The following is a 16,370-nucleotide window of genomic DNA, read 5'->3' as shown; positions in this document are numbered from 1 at the left end:
AGGCAGACCAAAAGGTTCTGCGGCCGGTGACTTTAGAGACGCGTTAACGGCACCCCGGATCATGACTTGACGGGTGGGCCCGACCGGGCCCTTGATGGCCGACCGGATCTTCCGAGAATCAGGAGGAGTGCCATGACATCCCCCTCATCCGTACCGCCGGACGGCACGGTGTCGGACTACTACAGCACGCTCGGGCCGTTGTTGCAGATGGCGTGGGACGACAACTTCCACTTCGGCTACTGGGACGGCCCGTCAGACACCAGTTCCGTGCAGGAAGCCACGGATCGTTTCACCGATCTGCTCATCGAACGGCTGCGGGTGGGCCCTGGAGACCGGGTGCTGGATGCCGGCTGCGGTATCGGGAAACCCGCGCTGCGGGTGGCATCGGCCACCGGCGCCCATGTTGTGGGCATCACGATCAGCGAGCTCCAGGTCAAACAGGCGACCGAATCCGCCCGAATCGATCAGCTGTCCGATCGGGTGTCCTTTCAGTACGCCGATGCCATGGCCACGCCTTTCGACGACGCGTCATTCGACGCCGTCCTCGCATTCGAATCGATCAATCACATGGACCGTCCAACGGCACTGCGGGAGATGGCCCGCGTGCTGAGGCCCGCAGGGCGGCTGGTGCTGACGGATGTCACGCCGCCGAGCGACGGCAGCTACCGGCCGGAGGACGACCCCAAGGTCGTCACCTCGCTGACCCGGCTTGCGGACTGGCCCGGTCTGATCAGCGATGCCGGGCTGACACTCGATGAACTCACCGATGTCACCGAACACACCAAGGACACCGCCAACCGCATGATCGACGGCATCCTCCGTTGCCGCCGGGAGTTCGAGCAGCGGCACGGTGTCAGCGTCCAGGAAGTACTCGACGCCGCCAAGTCCGCGCTGCCGACGGTACCCAGCGCGGGGTGTGCGATCGTGGTCGCGCACAAACCATGAACCAGACAGATTCCGACGTTTATCCCAAACGTTCGGTAGGGCACCGGACCTCTGGAGTCCGGGATTACCCACTCCTCATCATCGGCGCGGGCAACACCTAGAGCTCGCTGGAGACCGCTTGTCCCGGCCGAGTCGGTCCGCGTATTCTCTTCGCTGGCTACAACGCCTGCCGATCCAAGGAATCCGGACCCCGATCTTCTGGACTGCTCCGAGAATAACCATCGGTCCGTACTGACCATGCTGAACGGCATCAAGATCTCGTATCACATGGTTGTCCCCGTCAACGAGAGCACCGTATTCTCTCGGCCGGGTGCAGCGGCTCGAGGATGCGTATATCCGGATTCAAGGCGGGGTGGATAGTCATAAGAGGCGCTTACGATCTGGGGTACCTGCCGTAGCACAACTCGCTCGTCCGTTCTCCCAATCACCGGCAGGTCCGCGATAAATGAGGGGTGAGTAATGGCAGTCGCGAACGACGTGAGTCGGCGGCTCCGGCGGCACCGTCCGTCACCGTGCCGCGAGGCACACTCGGACCACTTTTCACACGTGGGCGGCTCGGCGGTTTCCTGCTTCTTCCCATCCCCCTCGGGGCGGCGCGGCCCCGGGACCGACAGACCGCCATGCCCCCCGGGCAGTCGGGGCCGGCGACCTGATCGACACACCAGAGCCCGTCCCAGCTGCCCGCCAACCGCACCCGTCGGATACTGGGATGGGACGTACCGTGCGATATGAGATCATGGGCCCCCTCCGGGTGGTCGAGGGGGAGAAGAAATTAACCATCAGGGCCCGAAAGATCGAGGTCCTGCTGACCGTTCTTCTGGTCCGCGCTGACCAGGTCGTTCCGATCGACCAGCTCATCGCGGAGATCTGGGGAGAGGATCCGCCGCGGCGGGCCGTCGCGGGACTCCATGTATATGTCTCGCAGATTCGAAAGTTCCTGCGCCGCCCCGGTCGGAGCGAAAGCCCCGTACAGACCCGGACCCCGGGTTATGTCCTGCAACTGGGCCCCGACGAACTCGACTTCCATTGTTTCGAACGTCTGGTGGGCGAGGGCCGGAACCATCTTCGGGAAGGCCGCTACAAGCAGGCCACCGCCGCCTTCGAATCCGCACTCGACCTCTGGCGCGACCCGCTGCTGGACGACGTTTGCCATGGACCGATCCTGGAGGGATTTCAGACCTGGTTGAAAGAGGCCCGTCTGGAGTGCGTTGAGATGCTCACCGATTCCCGGCTTATGCTCGGCCGCCATCGTGAACTGGTGAGTGACCTCTACCAGCTGACCACCGAGCACCCCCTGCGGGAAGCTCTGCACCGCCAGTTGATGCTGGCGCTCTACCGCTGCGGCCGCCGGGCGGATGCCCTGCACGTCTACCAGGCAGCACGCAAAACACTCAACGAAGAACTCGGGCTGGAGCCCTGCCGGGCCCTCCAGGACATGCAGCGGGCCATCCTCACCTCGGATGACCGGCTTGAACTTCAGGTCCCCGCATAGGAAATCCGCGGATGAACCGAGGGGTACAGATGAACGAACACATCGGATTCCTGGCGGACGACACCGAGGTCGATGTCGTTCTCGAAGGCGGTCCGGACGATCTGCCACGGGCGCACCAGACCGAGCGATCGTCCCTCACCTCCAGAAAGCTCAAGATCCAGCATCGCGATGGATATGAGCATTTCGAACTCGTCGGCACCGCGGATGACTTCACCCCGGCGACCTTCCGCTGGACCGGGCGGACGAAGATCGCGGAGTAGCTCCCCTCCGGCCCGGGGACAGCCACGGTTGGCTGTCCCCGGGCCGGACCTTTTGTGTTTCCCAGCGACCAGGAGGTCCGCGTGCTCACCTCACGATGGTGGCGGGTCGTGATCGCCGCGTCCGCGGTATCGGCATGTCTCGCCACCCTCCTCGCCGGGCCGTCGTCGGCCCGCACCCCGGAGACGCCGTCCATCCGTGTGGCCCATGGCCGCACCCAGCCGGTCTTCTCCTACCAGGATGCCGTCCGCGAACACATCATGGTCCAGACCCCCGTCGACAGCGACGTTGACGGCCACCAGGACCGGGCGGCCGTCGACATCATCCGCCCCAAGGAGACGCAGCAGGGGCTCAAGGTGCCGACCATCATGATGTCAAGCCCCTACAGCGACACCGTCGGCCGCGGATTCGAGGCGGAGAAGAAGTCCTGGGACGACCACGGCAACCCGGTGAGTTTCCCACTGTTCTATGACAACTACTTCGTACCCCGCGGCTACGCCGTCGTCGATGTGGACTCGACGGGGACCGGCAGGTCCGACGGCTGCCCGACCGTCGGAGGTACCGCCGATGTGGCGGCGGCCAAGGCGGCCATCGACTGGCTCGGCGGCCGCGCCACCGCGTACCGGCCGGACGGCAGCGAGGTCAAGGCCACCTGGTCCACCGGCAAGGCCGGAATGATCGGCCACTCCTTCGAAGGCACCCTGGCCAACGCCGTGGCGGGGACGGGAGTGGAAGGGCTGGAGACCATCGTCCCCATATCGGCGATCAGCTCCTGGTACGACTTCGCCCGCCACAACGGCGCCAAGCACTGGAACGGCTTCGGGCCCTGGCTGGCCGGTGAGCTGGACTCCGACCCCGACACCAAGTGCCAAGCGGTCCGTGACGCACTCGCGGCCGGTGAGGACGACGCCACCGGCAACTACAACGACTACTGGCACGAACGCAATTACCTCGCGCCACCGGCGCCCGAGGCGAGCAAGGTCCGCGCCAGTGTGTTCGTGGTCCACGACACCAACGACTACAACGTGCGCATCGACCAGTTCGCCAACTGGTGGGCGCCGCTGACGCAGCGCGATGTGCCGCGCAAGCTCTGGCTCGGACACTACGGGCACACCGATCCCTTCGACTGGCCCGGACGGCGTGCGCGCTGGGTCTCCACCGTGCACCGCTGGTTCGACCACTGGCTGTACGGCCTGCGGAACGGGATCACGGACGAACCCCGGGTCGACCTCCAGACCGGGCCGGACAGTTGGACGACTCAGGCCGACTGGCCCGCGCACACCTCCTCGGTGTCCCTGCGTCCGGCACCCGACGGCTCGCTCTCACCCCAACCCGCCCAAGGCACCGGCTCCTTCACGGACACCAAGCTGAGCGAGGCCGATCTCATCACCGACCCCTCGGTGGCCCGGCCCGGACGGCTGGCGTTCGTCACCCCGCCGCTGCCGCATGCGGTACGACTGTCGGGTACCCCCACCGTGGATCTGCGGGTCTCCCTGGACAGGTCGACCTCGAACCTCACGGCCCTGCTGGTCGACTACGGCGAGGACGAGCGGATCGACTGGGCGCGGAACGAACCGCAGAACGGGATCCACGACGGTCTGCGAGGGCTGGCCAAGGAGTCGTGCCACGGTGAGAGCACTGTCCAGGACAACGCCTGCTACAAGAAAACCGCCCATGTGACGGCCACCAAACCGTTCGAGGTGATCGCCCGTGGCTGGATGGACGCGCAGAACCGCCACTCGGCCAGCACCCCCGAGCCGATGCCCCCCGGAGAGTACGCCCGGATCACCTGGCGGACCCTGCCCAACGACTACCGGATCAAGCCGGGGCACCGGCTCGGACTGGTCCTCGGCGGCACCGACGCCGACTTCCTCTACTTCGAGAACGCCACCGCGGCGAAGGTGACGGTGGACCTGGGCGCCAGCCGGATCGCCGTGCCGGTGACCCCGACAAAGGGCCTCAACGCACCGCACAAATAAGGGCGTTGAGTCACGTTCACCAGAACGACGAGACTGAGGCCCGAGCCGAAAGCTTGAGTTCTAGTGGTCGTCGCAACACCCCACTTCAGGGGTGCGATGGACTTCAAGATCCGGGACGACCGGAAACCGCAGGGCCGGAAGCAGTTGGTCCGGGAGCGGGAGGAATACCTTCGGCTTGTGGATCAAGGAACCCCCTATGAGGACGCCTGCCGGATCGTCGGCATCAACTCGAAGACCGGCAGGCGATGGCGTAACGGCCGCAGTGCGTACCGCCATCAAAAGGCGGCACTACCTATCACCGGGGTGGTGCCGCCTCACCTCGTTCCCGTGGCTGAGGGGTCAGCCGGCCCCTCGCGCTACCTGCGTGAGGCCGACCGCATCCACATAGCCGACCGGCTGCGGGAAAAGGCCACCGTCCGGACGATCGCGGCCGAGCTCGGCCGCAGCCCCTCAACCATCAGCCGGGAGATCCGTCGAAACCGGACCACCCTCCCCGACGGTCGTTGGTACTACCGGCGCCACGCCGCCCAGCGCCGGGCGGACAAGCGCCGACCGAGGCCCAAGCCAGCCAAGATCGGGCAGAACCCCGAGCTGCGCGACTTCATCCAGGACCACCTGGCCCGGCGGTGGAGCCCGGAGCAGATCTGCCAGGCTCTGCGCAGACAGTTCCGTGACCGGCCGGAGATGCACGTGGTCCACGAGACGATCTACCAGGCCCTCTACGTCCAAGGCCGCGGTGAACTCCGACGCGAGCTGACCCGCGCACTGCGGACCGGACGAGCCGTCCGCAAGCCCCACCGCCACTCCGCCCGCCGCAGACAGCGATTCCCGCACCCCATGGCGATGATCAGAGAGCGGCCCGCCGAAGTGGCTGACCGGGCTGTCCCCGGCCACTGGGAAGGCGATCTCATCGTCGGCAGCAACTCCCGCTCAGCCATCGCCACACTCGTCGAACGCAGCACCCGCTACCTCATGCTGGTCCACCTCCCGAACGGCCACGCAGCATCGGCCGTCCGCCAGGCGCTGGCCGACACCGTCCAGACCCTGCCGCCCCACCTGAAGCGGTCTCTGACCTGGGACCAGGGTGCCGAGATGGCCGCCCATCACTCCTTCAGCCTCGCCACCGACATCCCGGTCTACTTCTGCGATCCGGGCAGCCCCTGGCAACGCGGCTCGAACGAGAACACCAATGGCCTGCTGCGGCAGTACTTCCCCAAGGGCACCGACCTGTCCCGACACAGCCGGGACGACCTCGACACCGTCGCCGCCGAACTCAACAGTCGCCCACGCAAAACGCTCGACTGGGAAACCCCAGCCGAGCGCCTCGCTAAGCTCCTGGCGACAGCCAGTTGATCACTGTGTTGCTACGACCCCTGGAATTCGCCAAAGCGGCTCGGGCCTCACCCCCTGCGTCTGATCAGCGCCTGATGGACGATCTGGTGGATCCACGCCATCAGCTGTCCGATCTCAGGGACACATCCGACATACATCTCGGGCACTGGGCCGCGACCCGTCAGTGGGAACACTCCCTCATCGTGCGGGGTGCGGCTTGAGTGCCCCTAGGGTCCGTCTTGAAAGGGGGCGTCCGGCGGCCCCTTTGAAGACGGGCCCTCGTGCCTCAGCGGATCGCGGACCGCCAGGTGTGCACCACACGGGCTCCCATGTCCGAGGACACCTCGGCCGTATCCGCGTCTGCCCCGCCCGTGTAACGCGCCGCGAGATCGCCGTAGCGGATGTCCTCGATCGCCGAGAAGCGCAGGCTGTGGAGGGCGGACACCAGCTCCTCCGGGGTGAAGTAGCTCAGGAACGGCTCACCTGCCTCGGCCACCCACGCCGCACGCGCCTCGCGTACGGCGCGCTGCTCCGGCGGCAGGGATCCCGATGGCTCTCCGTAGTCGAACACCACTCCGGACCCGGCGGGCAGCCCCGCGATGAAGCCGAGTGTGTCGAAGACGGCGGCGCGGGTCAGATACGGCACCACACCCAGCCAGAGGAAGAACGCCGGACGGCCCGCGTCGAATCCCGCCGCGCCCAGCCCCTCGGCCGGACCCGACTGCTCGAAGTCGACCGGTGCGAAGGTCAGGGACGGCGGTACGGCGATCCCGGACTCGGCCAGCCGGTGCCGTTTCCACTCCTGAGTCGCGGGATGGTCCACCTCGAACACCCGCAGACCGGCCGATGTGTGCGGATTGCGGCAGCCGAAGGTGTCCAGCCCCGCCCCCAGCACCACACACTGCCGCACCCCGCGCTCCACGGCCGCCGCGACCGCGTCCTCGGCGAAGCGGGCGCGGGCGGCCACGGTCAGCCGGCTCCGCTCCCCCTCGGGCCGGAATGCCACCGCGACCACCGGATCGTCGGTGTCGGGACCCAGGATGCGAAGCGCCAGCGGGTCGTGGAACACCCGGCCCCCTTCCAGCTCCTGGTGGGCCGCGCGTAAAGCGGCCGCCGCACGGGCGGTGATGCTGGGCTGACCGACCTGCACGGTGCTTCCTCCCCCTGACGTGGCGTAGCGCCGCCATCCTCTCAGCTCGGCGATCCCAGCACCATCAACCTGCTGTGACATAAGGGGAGTTCACCCGACCTTCACAGGTGGCCGGGACTGCCACACGACCGCCGGGCGGCCTCGCGCGCCTGTGGTCGGCTCGGGTGCATCTGGTCCGCCGATCCGGTGAAGCTCCGCACCACTCCGCAAGGACCCCCCACTCGGTGCATATAAATATGACAATCCGACCGATATTCCCCCATACGAGTGCGGAGTGAACCGTGTCCCCTCACCGACGCCATCGGACGGCGATCCTCGCCGCCGCATTGATCGGAACCGTCAGCGCTTGCAGCGGCGGGACATCCGCCGGCCCGGACGCCGAGGAGAAGCCCTCCAAGTCGGCCGCCGCGCTCAAGGGAAAGCCCACCAGGGACTTCACCCTGGTGGCCACGGGTGACCTCCTCGTCCATGACTCGGTCATCCGTCAGGCGCGGGCGGACGCGGGTGGCAACGGCTATGACTTCCGGCACATGATCGCCGCGGCGGCGCCCACCGTCGCCCAGGCCGATCTGGCGATCTGCCACATGGAGACGGTCTACGGCGCCGATGAGGGTCCGTTCACCGGCTATCCCACCTTCAAGACCCCGCCCCAACTCGCCCAAGCCGTCAAGAAACTTGGCTACGACTCCTGCTCCACCGCCTCCAACCACACGCTGGACGCCGGAACGGACGGGGTGGTCCGCACCCTGGACGCGATGGACCGCGCCGGGCTCAAGCACGCCGGTTCGGCGCGCTCCGCCGCCGAGAGCACCCGCCCCGCCCTGATGGTGGCCGGTGGCGCCAAGGTGGCGCAGCTCGCGTACACCTACGGCACCAATGGCATTCCGGTGCCCGAGGGCAAGCCATGGCTGGTCAATGTCATCAACCCGAAGCGGATCATCAAGGACGCGCGGGCCGCCCGGCGGGCCGGGGCCGATGTGGTCGTGGTGAGTGTGCACTGGGGCACCGAGTGGCAGCAGGACCCGGACAAGCTCCAGCTCTCCCTTGCCAAGAAGCTCACCGCGTCCGCCGACCACGGTCGCCGTGACATCGACCTCATCATCGGCACCCACGCCCATATCCCGCAGGCGTACGAGAAGGTCAACGGCACCTGGGTGGTGTATGGCATGGGTGACCAGATCGCGGGCGTCATGGGTGACAAGCGCGGTCAGATGGGCTCGGCGGCTCGCTTCACCTTCTCCCCTCCCGCCGCCGAGGGCAAGGCGTGGCGGGTGAAGAAGGCGGAGTACATCCCGCACGCCGTGGACAACGACCCGATCTCCTTGGTGAACCTGCCCCGCGCACTGGAGAAGAGCCCCGGCGACGGTGGCTGGAGCAGCGCACTGAGCACCATCCAAGAGGCGGTGCTCAGCCGTGGCGGCAAGAAGGACGGGCTCGCCATGGGCCGCTGACACCGCTGAGGTGTCCCTGCCCGGCGTCCGGACTGTTCGGACTGGATGGGCTGGATGGGCTGTTCGGACTGGATGGACATGGCCCAACGCCCCTGTACCCGCACAAAGGTGGGTACAGGGGCCGTCGCCCACGTGACGGGCCTCAGCTGTTCCCCGTGTGGAACGCCAGCTTGCCGTCCTCCACGTCCACTTCGACCCGCCGGTGCGGACGCAGGGTGCCGCCGAGCAGCATCCGGGAGAGCGGGTTGTCCACCTCGCGCTGGATGGTGCGGCGCAGCGGCCGGGCCCCGTATTCCGGCTGGTGTCCGCGCTGCGCGAGCCATTCGACCGCGGCCGGGGTGAAGTCGACGGGGACGTCCTGGGCGCGCAGCCGGCGCCGGGTCTCCTCCAGCAGCACATCGGTGATCTGGCGCAGCTGTTCGTCGGCGAGACGTCGGAAGATGACGGTTTCGTCCACGCGGTTCAGGAACTCCGGCCGGAAGTGTTCGCGCAGCGGCCGCAGCACCCTTTCCTTGCGGGCCTCCTCGTCGGCCTCCTCATCCCCGCCGCCGAAGCCGAGGACGGCGCCGCGTCCGATGATGGCCTCGGAGCCGAGGTTGCTGGTCATCACGATGACGGTGTTCTTGAAGTCGATGGTGCGGCCCTGCGCGTCGGTGAGCCTGCCGTCGTCGAGGACCTGGAGCAGGATGTTGAACACGTCCGGGTGGGCCTTTTCCACCTCGTCCAGGAGCACCAGTGAATAGGGCTGCCGGCGCACCGCTTCGGTCAGCTGCCCGGCCTCTTCGTGGCCCACATAGCCGGGCGGGGCGCCGATGAGACGGCTGACGGTGTGCTTCTCCTGGTACTCGCTCATATCGAGGCGGATCATCCCGTCCTCGCTGCCGAAGAGCGCCTCGGCCAGGGCGCGGGCGAGTTCGGTCTTGCCGACGCCGGTGGGGCCGAGGAAGAGGAAACTGCCGCTGGGGCGGTCGGGGTCGGAGAGACCGGCGCGGGAGCGCAGTACGGCGTCGGACACGGCCGAGACGGCCTCCTCCTGCCCGATGACCCGCTGGTGGAGGTGTTCCTCGAGGCCGAGCAGCCGGTCCCGCTCCTCCTGGGTGAGGCTGCTGACGGGGATCCCGGTCTGCCGGGACACGATGTCGGCGACGTCCTCGACGGCGACCTCGGACACCCGGGTGCCGTGGAACTGGGTGCCGGACCCTTCGGTGATCCGGGCGCCCAGCTCGGCGATCCGGTCGCGCAGCGAGGTGGCGCGCTCGTACTGCTCGGATGCCACGGCCTGGTCCTTGTCCCGGGTGAGCTGTTCGACTTCGCGCTCCAGGGCGCGCAGATCGGTGCCCCGGGCGCTGGAGCGCAGCCGGACCCGGGCTCCGGCCTGGTCCATCAGGTCGATGGCCTTGTCGGGCAGGAAGCGGTCGGTGAGATAGCGGTCGGCGAGTTCGACGGCCGCGAACAGCGCCTCGTCGGTGTAGCGGACCTGGTGGTGGGCTTCGTAGCGGTCGCGCAGCCCGTGCAGGATGGACACGGCGGCCGCGGTGGTGGGCTCGGGGACCATGATGGGCTGGAAGCGGCGGGCGAGCGCGGCGTCCTTCTCGATGTACTGGCGGTACTCCTGGAGGGTGCTCGCCCCCATGACATGGAGTTCCCCGCGGGCGAGTGCGGGCTTGAGGAGGTTGCTGGCATCCATCGAGCCGCCTTCGGAGCCTCCTCCGGCGCCGACGACGGTGTGCAGCTCGTCGATGAAGATGATCAACTCGTCGGAGTTGGCACGGATCTCGTCGATGATGCCGGTGAGCCGCTGTTCGAAGTCACCGCGGAAGCGGGTGCCCGCCACGATGCCCGCGAAGTCGAGCTGGATGACCCGGCGGCCGAGCAGGATGTCCGGCACATCGGCGTCGGCGATCCGCTGGGCCAGTCCCTCGACGACGGCGGTCTTGCCGACCCCGGCCTCGCCGATGAGCACCGGGTTGTTCTTGCCCCGGCGGGCGAGCACCTCGATGCTCTGGTCGATCTCCTCTTCGCGGCCGATCACCGGGTCGATGCGCCCCTCGCGGGCCAGCTCGGTCAGATCGCGGCCGAAACGGTCCAGGCTGGGGGTGTTCCGGCGGTCCATCACGGGCCGCTGGTCCACCGGGCCGGCTCCCGCCGCGAGACCGCCCTGAGGGCTGGGCCGGGGTTCGAAGCGGGCGGCGTTGAGGATCTGGCCCGCCGTGGAGTCCCGGTTGGCGGCCAGCGCGATCAGCACATGTTCGGGGCCGATGTAGGAGGAGCCCCGGGAGCGGGCTATTTCATGGGCGTCGAGCAGGGCCCGCTTGACCGCGGGGGTGACGGCCACCGAGTTGCGCGGCGGGCCCTCCCCCGCCTCCCGGTCGATCTGCTCGGCGAGCCGGTCGGGGTCGGCTCCGGCGCGGCTGACCATCGTGCGGGTGGGTTCGGCGAGGAGCGCCGCCCGCAGCAGATGCTCGGTGTCCAGGTCGGTACTGCCGTGCTCGGCGGCGTACGACGCGGCGGAGGAAACCAGGTTCCGTGCCGTCTCGCTCATCAGACGGCCAAAGTCGACATGGCGGGAGTCGGACCGCTGCCCGGCCGGCCCGGTCCCGAGGAAGCGTGCGAGGAAATCGCCCAGTGGGTCTGGCCCGAAGTCTTCAGGCCCGTCGTTGCCGCTGCCCATATCACTATTTTACGGGTGATCGCTGTCTATGCCCCGCCGTCCGGGTGCGCCACGGCCGCCGTGATCGCGCTGAGCTGCCCCCTCCGGGTTTCCAGGCCCGGGGCGAAGGCCGCGGCCGCCGAGCCGACCGTGAACGCGTCCGCTCCGGCCGCCGCCAGGTCCCGAACCCAAGTCGCCGCCCGCGCCACGCGGACCGGCCCCACCGCCCGCCGGGTCGCCATGGACGACCGCCGCGAACTGCCGTACGACCGGCTGGTGTACGCGCTCGGCAGCCGCACGCCGACCCCGGCGAACTGTCGGCGGTCGGTGGCGGGCCGACCGGACTCGAACTGGCCTCCGAGATCGCCGAAACACATCGTGAGTGGCGCGCCCCGAGGACCTCGACCCGGACACGGCGGTCTGGGCCGCCACCATGGCCGCGAACACGGAACTCGTGCTGCGCGGTGGCATGGCAGCCCGGGTCAAGGGACAGGTGGTGCGCTGCACGATCCGCCTGCTGCGGCCGGCCGCCCGTCACCCGGGAGCGATCGCGCATCTGCCGGGCTTCGGCTGACTCTGTCGTGGGCATGATGGAGAGCATGGGCCTCCATCGCGCTCTGCTCACAATCTCCGCACACATGGTGATGATGTGAGCGGAGTGTGAATCAGCCTTGCACCGTATGTAAGCGCAGCACCCCCGCTTCCCTCACCCAGTAGGTTCGATCCGCGCGCTGTCCGCAGCGGAGATCCGGCTATGGGTGCGGGGAGCCACGGTGCGCTCTCGCCCGCTCGGCCGCCGCGGCGCTGCGTTCGGCCTGACGCCGCCACTGATCCGACCGCCAAGGAGAGCCAGGATGAACCACCCCCGGAGTCTCGCCTACGGCGTCACTCCCTCCCGGCCGGGCACCCTGCACGCGCGTTCGCTCACCGGTGGGCTCGCGGTGGCGCCGCGGCCCGGCGCGACCATCCGGTTCGGGCGCGGCGGTGAGCCGGAGATCGATCTGCGGGTCGGCGAGGACGACCTCCGGGTGAGCCGGCGCCACGGCGAACTCACCTACCACGACCGGCAGTGGTGGCTGCGGAACACCGGACAGCAGTTGCTGCGGCTGCCTCGCGGCCAAATGATGCACACCAGTACCGAGCCGATCCCGCTGGCCGCCGGATACACCCCGCTGTTCGTGAAGGGCTCGGGTCCCCGGGAACACCTTGTCGAGCTGTATGTGACCGACCACGAGGGCGACGGGCTGGTGCCCCGTCACGCCGCCATCACAGTGCCGCCCAGGCGATGGCATCTCGAGGAGGACGAGCGGCTGGTCCTGGTGGTGCTGGGCCAGCGCTATCTGCTGTACGAGGCGGGCCCGCGGCCGCTGTGCTACCGGGAGGCGGCCGCCGAACTCGCCGGTCTGCGCCCGGCCGCGAAGTGGTCCAAGCGCCGGATCGAGCACAAGGTCGAGGCCGTGCGCCACCGGCTGTCCAAGGGCGGCGACTTCCCCTATCCGGTGGTGCGGGACCGGGAGTCCGCCGGTCCGAGCGATCACACTCTGCTGCACAACCTCCTCAAGGGGCTGGTGGAGTCGACGACGCTGGTACCGCCCGATCTGGAGCTGATCGAGGACGAGTTCCCCGGCTGAGGGACCGCGCGACCGCCACGGGCCCGCCACCGCACCGGCGGCCGAGGCTCACAGGTGCTGCATGATCATGACGCAGGTGGTGCCCGGCTCCAGCGCCTGGCAGATGTGCGGCACATCGCCCGGGTACGACAGATAGTCCCCGGCCGCGAGCTCGACCGGCTCATCGCCCGGCCCGGCCAGCACCCGCCCGGTCCCCACGATCAAGTGCTCGACGGTGCCCGGCATATGGGGGTCCGACTCCCGCGCGGGGCCGGGCTCCACCCGCAGGAAGTACACATCCCGCCGTGCGCCCGGCGGACTCGAAGACAGCAGGGTGGCGCGGTAGTCGGCGCGCTCCGAGGGCACGGAGGGGCCCTCGCCCGCGCGGATGAGCTGGACCGCGGGACGCGGCGGGTCGACCAGGGCACTGAACGGCACATCGAGCGCCACGCTCAGCGCCCACAGTGTCTCCACGCTGGGGTTGCCGGTCCCCGACTCGAGCTGGGACAGCGTGGACTTCGCGATCCCGGCGCGCTTGGCCAGCTCGGAGAGGGAGATCCCGGCCCGGGTGCGCTCATGGCGCAGCGACGCGGCGATCCGCTCCAGCGGCACACGAGGGGCGGGGGCGGGGGCGGGGGCACCATCAGTCATCGTTCGCTCCAGAAGTACGATCGTTCGCCTTGACGAACAACTTCCCATGCGTCCATTGTAGAAAACATGCGTTCGTTTTGCCGAACAGACGATCCCCGTCTGCTGCGTGATGTAGCCCTGGTCTGTCTCGCCGATGGCGTCATCGGCCTCTCCTTCGGCGCCATCGCGGTCGCCGGGGGCATGCCCGCATGGCTGCCCGTGGCCATGTCGCTCGTGGTCTTCGCGGGCGCGGCCCAGTTCAGCGCGGTCGGCATTCTGCTGACGGGTGGCAGTCCGCTCGCCGCCGCGGCCACCGGACTGCTGCTCAACACCCGCACCGTGCCGTTCAGTCTGACGCTCGCCGACTCGCTGGGGTCCAGCCGGGCCGCCCGGCTGCTCGGGGCTCATCTGATCACCGACGAGACCGCGGCCTTCGCCCTCGCCCAGCGCGATCCGGCCCGCCGCCGGGCCGCCTTCTGGCTCTCCGGTCTCGCCCTCTTCGCCACCTGGAACGTCGGTGTGCTGGCCGGGTCCCTCGCCGGGAACGCGCTGGGCGACACCGACGCGCTGGGGCTGGACGCCGCCTATCCGGCCGTCCTGCTCGCCCTCACCCTCCCCGCCCTGCGGGACACCCGCACCCGCCGTGCCGCGCTCACCGGAGCCGCCCTGGCGCTGGCCGCCACCCCCTTCCTACCCCCGGGGCTGCCGGTGCTGCTCGCGCTCGCCGGGCTGCTCGCCGCCGGGAGGACGTCATGACCCTGATGGCTCTTCTCCTGCTGGCCGTGGGAACGTACGGCTTCCGGCTGGCCGGTCCCCTGTTGCACGGCCGGTTCCAGCCGTCCGCCGAGGCGCAGCGGCTGCTCTCCATCGGGGCGGCGGTGCTGCTTGTCGCACTGCTGGCAACCGCCGCCCTGGCCCAGGGACACGGCTTCGCGGGCTGGGCCCGTCCGGCGGGCGTGCTGACGGGGGCCGTTCTCGCCTGGCGGAAGGCCCCGTTCATGGCCGTGGTGGCCGCGGCGGCCACCACCACCGCGCTGCTGCGCCTCGCCGGTGTCCCCTGACCCGTCCGACCGAGGGGTGGATAGGACGGTCAACGAGCAGGCGGTACAGCCCCGTTGTCCGACCCGGTCGGCAGACTGGGGAGCGACGGGGAACCGGGCCGCATCCCTCGAAGTCCTGGACAGACAAGCGGAGGCGCCGACTCCCGGCTACGCCTGGGCCGTGGCGCAGCGCGAGAGACTCCTGTCGAACGGACGGTCAGGGACCGGCGCTTGAAGAGCCGGACCAATGCCGTGACGGGCGCGCCGGCCGGTCATCGGCCCCGGTGCGCGCGGTCGGGGTCATCGGTCCGTGAACACGGCCGATGTGCAACGCTCTTGGGTGAGCGGTCGTCGCACACCGGTGGTGTCCTACGGGTGGTGTCACCGTTCCCCGGCTGGTCCGCTCCGGACCAGAGGGAACGACCAGATCCGCCGCAGGGCGTGCAGCAGGGCCCGGAGACGGTACGGCCTCGGCGGACGCCGCCGCGGCACGTTCGCCGGGACCGCCACGGCGGCGGTGACCGGCCGCGAATCCCCGGTGGGATCGGGAGGGTCCATCATCGGGTCCTCCGGGTCGATCGCGGGCAGGGGCGGCGGGGTGGCGTTGGTCGGGACGGACGGGCACCGGGCCGCTTCGGCTCGCATCAGTGCCCGCATGGCGGCGTGGACATCGAGAGGCATGGCTGTACTCCTGCGCTGTCGGACGTCTGACTGCTGACCGGCAGGGCGGACCGTCCCCGCAGCCCGCGGGGCACCCACGGCGAGCGGGATACGGACGGCCCGGGGCCGGTCAGCAGCGCAGAACGACGCTGCGCGAGGAGAACTGGAGGGCCGACGGCTCCGGCCCGGTGTCGAAGGTGCCGGTGCCGGAGGTGTGGTCGGCGAGTCGTCCGCGGGCCGCGGCGAGGACCACATGGCCGGGCGCGGTCGACAGCGAGCGGGCACCGGCGACCGAGGTGGCGCAGGCCCGTCCGGCATGACCGGCGTTTCCGGTGTGCCCGGCCCCGGCGGGGTGGCCGTCGGTCTCCCGGACAGGCAGCGCGGCGGGCCGCGCCGCCTCGGAGGGCTCATCCTCGGCGCGCGGCGCGGTGGCGGTCGGGGCCGGGACACGGAACGCACCGCAATGGCCCAGGTCAGGGGACGGGGCCTGGGAGGCGCCCAGGGACAGCAGGGTGTGCAGCAGTGTCATCGCCAGCAGCACGACCAGTACGGTCGCGCAGGGTCCGCGGCGCTCCGCGGAGCGGCTCGTCCTGTGGCCGTGCACCATGCGGCCTCCCTTGCCGATCCCTCTCCAGGGAACCCCGCTCAGCGGAATCCAGCACTCCGATAACCCAGAAGTGGCCCCGCTTTCACCCGTGTCGGTGACGTCCTCGAACGGAAATACCGGCGCATTTCGAGGAATGACGTGATTGCGGGGGCGATGCGGAGAGGGATGGCGCGCAGGTGCCCGGATTCAGCCCAGCAGCCTGGTGGGGGCGGCCTGCCGCCAGGAGTCGAGAATGATGTCCCGCAACTCCTCGAGGTCGTCCAGCGCACCGAGCCGGACCCGGACCCAGGCGAATCCGGCCTCGTGGTCGGCGATCCAGAACTTCTCCGGCTCCGCGAGCACGAGTTCGTCGCGCTCCACCTTGGGGCATCGGACAGCCATCGACGTCTCGTCCTCGGGAAGCGTGGCGAACATCTTCCCGGCGACCCGGAACGTGGGCATGGCCCAGGCGACCTTCTCCGTCGTCTCGGGCAGCGACAGAGCGATCTCGCGGACATCGTCGGACGTCGTCATGGCTCGACCGTAAGGCACCCCACCGACAACGGGGCCAGGTCCTGTCCGGTGGA

General features: G+C 69.3%; 17 protein-coding genes. 10 read left to right on the top strand and 7 right to left on the bottom strand.

The features are described 5' to 3' along the window. Positions 1-132 precede the first annotated feature (132 nt). The 5 genes from AC4BEG_RS34395 (at position 133) to AC4BEG_RS34375 (ending at position 6,027) form a co-directional block, all read left to right on the top strand. A complete protein-coding gene (locus AC4BEG_RS34395; RefSeq protein ID WP_490703583.1) occupies positions 133-945 on the top strand; it encodes an SAM-dependent methyltransferase in 813 nt (270 codons plus the stop codon). A 721-nt stretch (positions 946-1,666) separates the two neighbouring features. Further along, the gene (locus AC4BEG_RS34390; RefSeq protein WP_490703582.1) at positions 1,667-2,437 is read left to right on the top strand and encodes an AfsR/SARP family transcriptional regulator; all 771 of its coding nucleotides are present in this window, start codon (positions 1,667-1,669) and stop codon (positions 2,435-2,437) included. A 29-nt stretch (positions 2,438-2,466) separates the two neighbouring features. Then, the gene (locus AC4BEG_RS34385) at positions 2,467-2,697 is read left to right on the top strand and encodes a DUF5988 family protein (RefSeq protein ID WP_490703581.1); all 231 of its coding nucleotides are present in this window, start codon (positions 2,467-2,469) and stop codon (positions 2,695-2,697) included. 81 nt (positions 2,698-2,778) lie between these two features. Beyond that, the gene (locus tag AC4BEG_RS34380) at positions 2,779-4,674 is read left to right on the top strand and encodes a Xaa-Pro dipeptidyl-peptidase (protein ID WP_490703580.1); all 1,896 of its coding nucleotides are present in this window, start codon (positions 2,779-2,781) and stop codon (positions 4,672-4,674) included. Positions 4,675-4,770: 96 nt separating this feature from the next. After that, the gene (locus AC4BEG_RS34375) at positions 4,771-6,027 is read left to right on the top strand and encodes an IS30 family transposase (protein WP_490703579.1); all 1,257 of its coding nucleotides are present in this window, start codon (positions 4,771-4,773) and stop codon (positions 6,025-6,027) included. 265 nt (positions 6,028-6,292) lie between these two features. Here AC4BEG_RS34375 and AC4BEG_RS34370 read toward each other — a convergent pair whose 3' ends face one another. Further along, complete coding sequence (locus tag AC4BEG_RS34370; RefSeq protein WP_490703578.1) at positions 6,293-7,156, bottom strand: class I SAM-dependent methyltransferase; 864 nt, start codon at positions 7,154-7,156, stop codon at positions 6,293-6,295. Between the two features lie 281 nt (positions 7,157-7,437). Between AC4BEG_RS34370 and AC4BEG_RS34365 the strand changes: the two genes are divergently transcribed. Further along, positions 7,438-8,607, top strand: coding sequence for a CapA family protein (locus AC4BEG_RS34365; protein WP_490703577.1), 1,170 nt, complete (start codon positions 7,438-7,440; stop codon positions 8,605-8,607). Positions 8,608-8,749: 142 nt separating this feature from the next. Here AC4BEG_RS34365 and AC4BEG_RS34360 read toward each other — a convergent pair whose 3' ends face one another. Both AC4BEG_RS34360 and AC4BEG_RS34355 read right to left on the bottom strand, forming a co-directional pair. Then, on the bottom strand, positions 8,750-11,278 hold the full coding sequence (locus AC4BEG_RS34360) for an ATP-dependent Clp protease ATP-binding subunit (protein WP_490703576.1): 2,529 nt from the start codon (positions 11,276-11,278) through the stop codon (positions 8,750-8,752). Positions 11,279-11,304: 26 nt separating this feature from the next. Then, a complete protein-coding gene (locus tag AC4BEG_RS34355) occupies positions 11,305-11,634 on the bottom strand; it encodes a hypothetical protein (RefSeq protein ID WP_490703575.1) in 330 nt (109 codons plus the stop codon). Positions 11,635-11,639: 5 nt separating this feature from the next. On the opposite strand from AC4BEG_RS34355, the gene AC4BEG_RS34350 reads away from it, so the two are divergent. Together AC4BEG_RS34350 and AC4BEG_RS34345 are read left to right on the top strand one after the other, a co-directional pair. Continuing rightward, positions 11,640-11,831: a hypothetical protein gene (locus AC4BEG_RS34350; RefSeq protein ID WP_490703574.1), complete on the top strand. Its 192-nt coding sequence runs from the start codon at positions 11,640-11,642 to the stop codon at positions 11,829-11,831. 280 nt (positions 11,832-12,111) lie between these two features. Next, entirely contained in the window at positions 12,112-12,888 is a 777-nt protein-coding gene (locus AC4BEG_RS34345; protein WP_490703573.1) for an FHA domain-containing protein, read from the top strand. A gap of 48 nt (positions 12,889-12,936) precedes the next feature. Here the strand turns inward: AC4BEG_RS34345 and AC4BEG_RS34340 are convergent, their stop codons facing one another. After that, on the bottom strand, positions 12,937-13,518 hold the full coding sequence (locus AC4BEG_RS34340) for a helix-turn-helix domain-containing protein (protein ID WP_490703572.1): 582 nt from the start codon (positions 13,516-13,518) through the stop codon (positions 12,937-12,939). Positions 13,519-13,584: 66 nt separating this feature from the next. Here AC4BEG_RS34340 and AC4BEG_RS34335 point away from each other — a divergent pair, with 66 nt between their 5' ends. Together AC4BEG_RS34335 and AC4BEG_RS34330 are read left to right on the top strand one after the other, a co-directional pair. Continuing rightward, positions 13,585-14,253, top strand: a complete 669-nt coding sequence (locus AC4BEG_RS34335) for an AzlC family ABC transporter permease (RefSeq protein WP_490703571.1) — start codon at positions 13,585-13,587, stop codon at positions 14,251-14,253. Beyond that, complete coding sequence (locus AC4BEG_RS34330; protein ID WP_490703570.1) at positions 14,250-14,558, top strand: AzlD domain-containing protein; 309 nt, start codon at positions 14,250-14,252, stop codon at positions 14,556-14,558. The genes AC4BEG_RS34335 and AC4BEG_RS34330 overlap by 4 nt, the downstream gene beginning before the upstream one ends. Before the next feature lie 360 nt (positions 14,559-14,918). Here AC4BEG_RS34330 and AC4BEG_RS34325 read toward each other — a convergent pair whose 3' ends face one another. The 3 genes from AC4BEG_RS34325 to AC4BEG_RS34315 form a co-directional block, all read right to left on the bottom strand. Further along, positions 14,919-15,218, bottom strand: coding sequence for a hypothetical protein (locus tag AC4BEG_RS34325; RefSeq protein WP_490703569.1), 300 nt, complete (start codon positions 15,216-15,218; stop codon positions 14,919-14,921). A 109-nt stretch (positions 15,219-15,327) separates the two neighbouring features. Then, positions 15,328-15,804 (bottom strand): hypothetical protein, encoded by a 477-nt coding sequence (locus tag AC4BEG_RS34320; protein ID WP_490703568.1) that lies wholly within the window; start codon positions 15,802-15,804, stop codon positions 15,328-15,330. 186 nt (positions 15,805-15,990) lie between these two features. Next, the gene (locus AC4BEG_RS34315; protein WP_490703567.1) at positions 15,991-16,317 is read right to left on the bottom strand and encodes an MmcQ/YjbR family DNA-binding protein; all 327 of its coding nucleotides are present in this window, start codon (positions 16,315-16,317) and stop codon (positions 15,991-15,993) included. Between the last annotated feature and the right edge of the window lie 53 nt (positions 16,318-16,370).

This window comes from Streptomyces sp. JLBJ103 (genome assembly GCF_058215575.1).
This window is presented reverse-complemented; position numbering and strand designations above follow the sequence as displayed.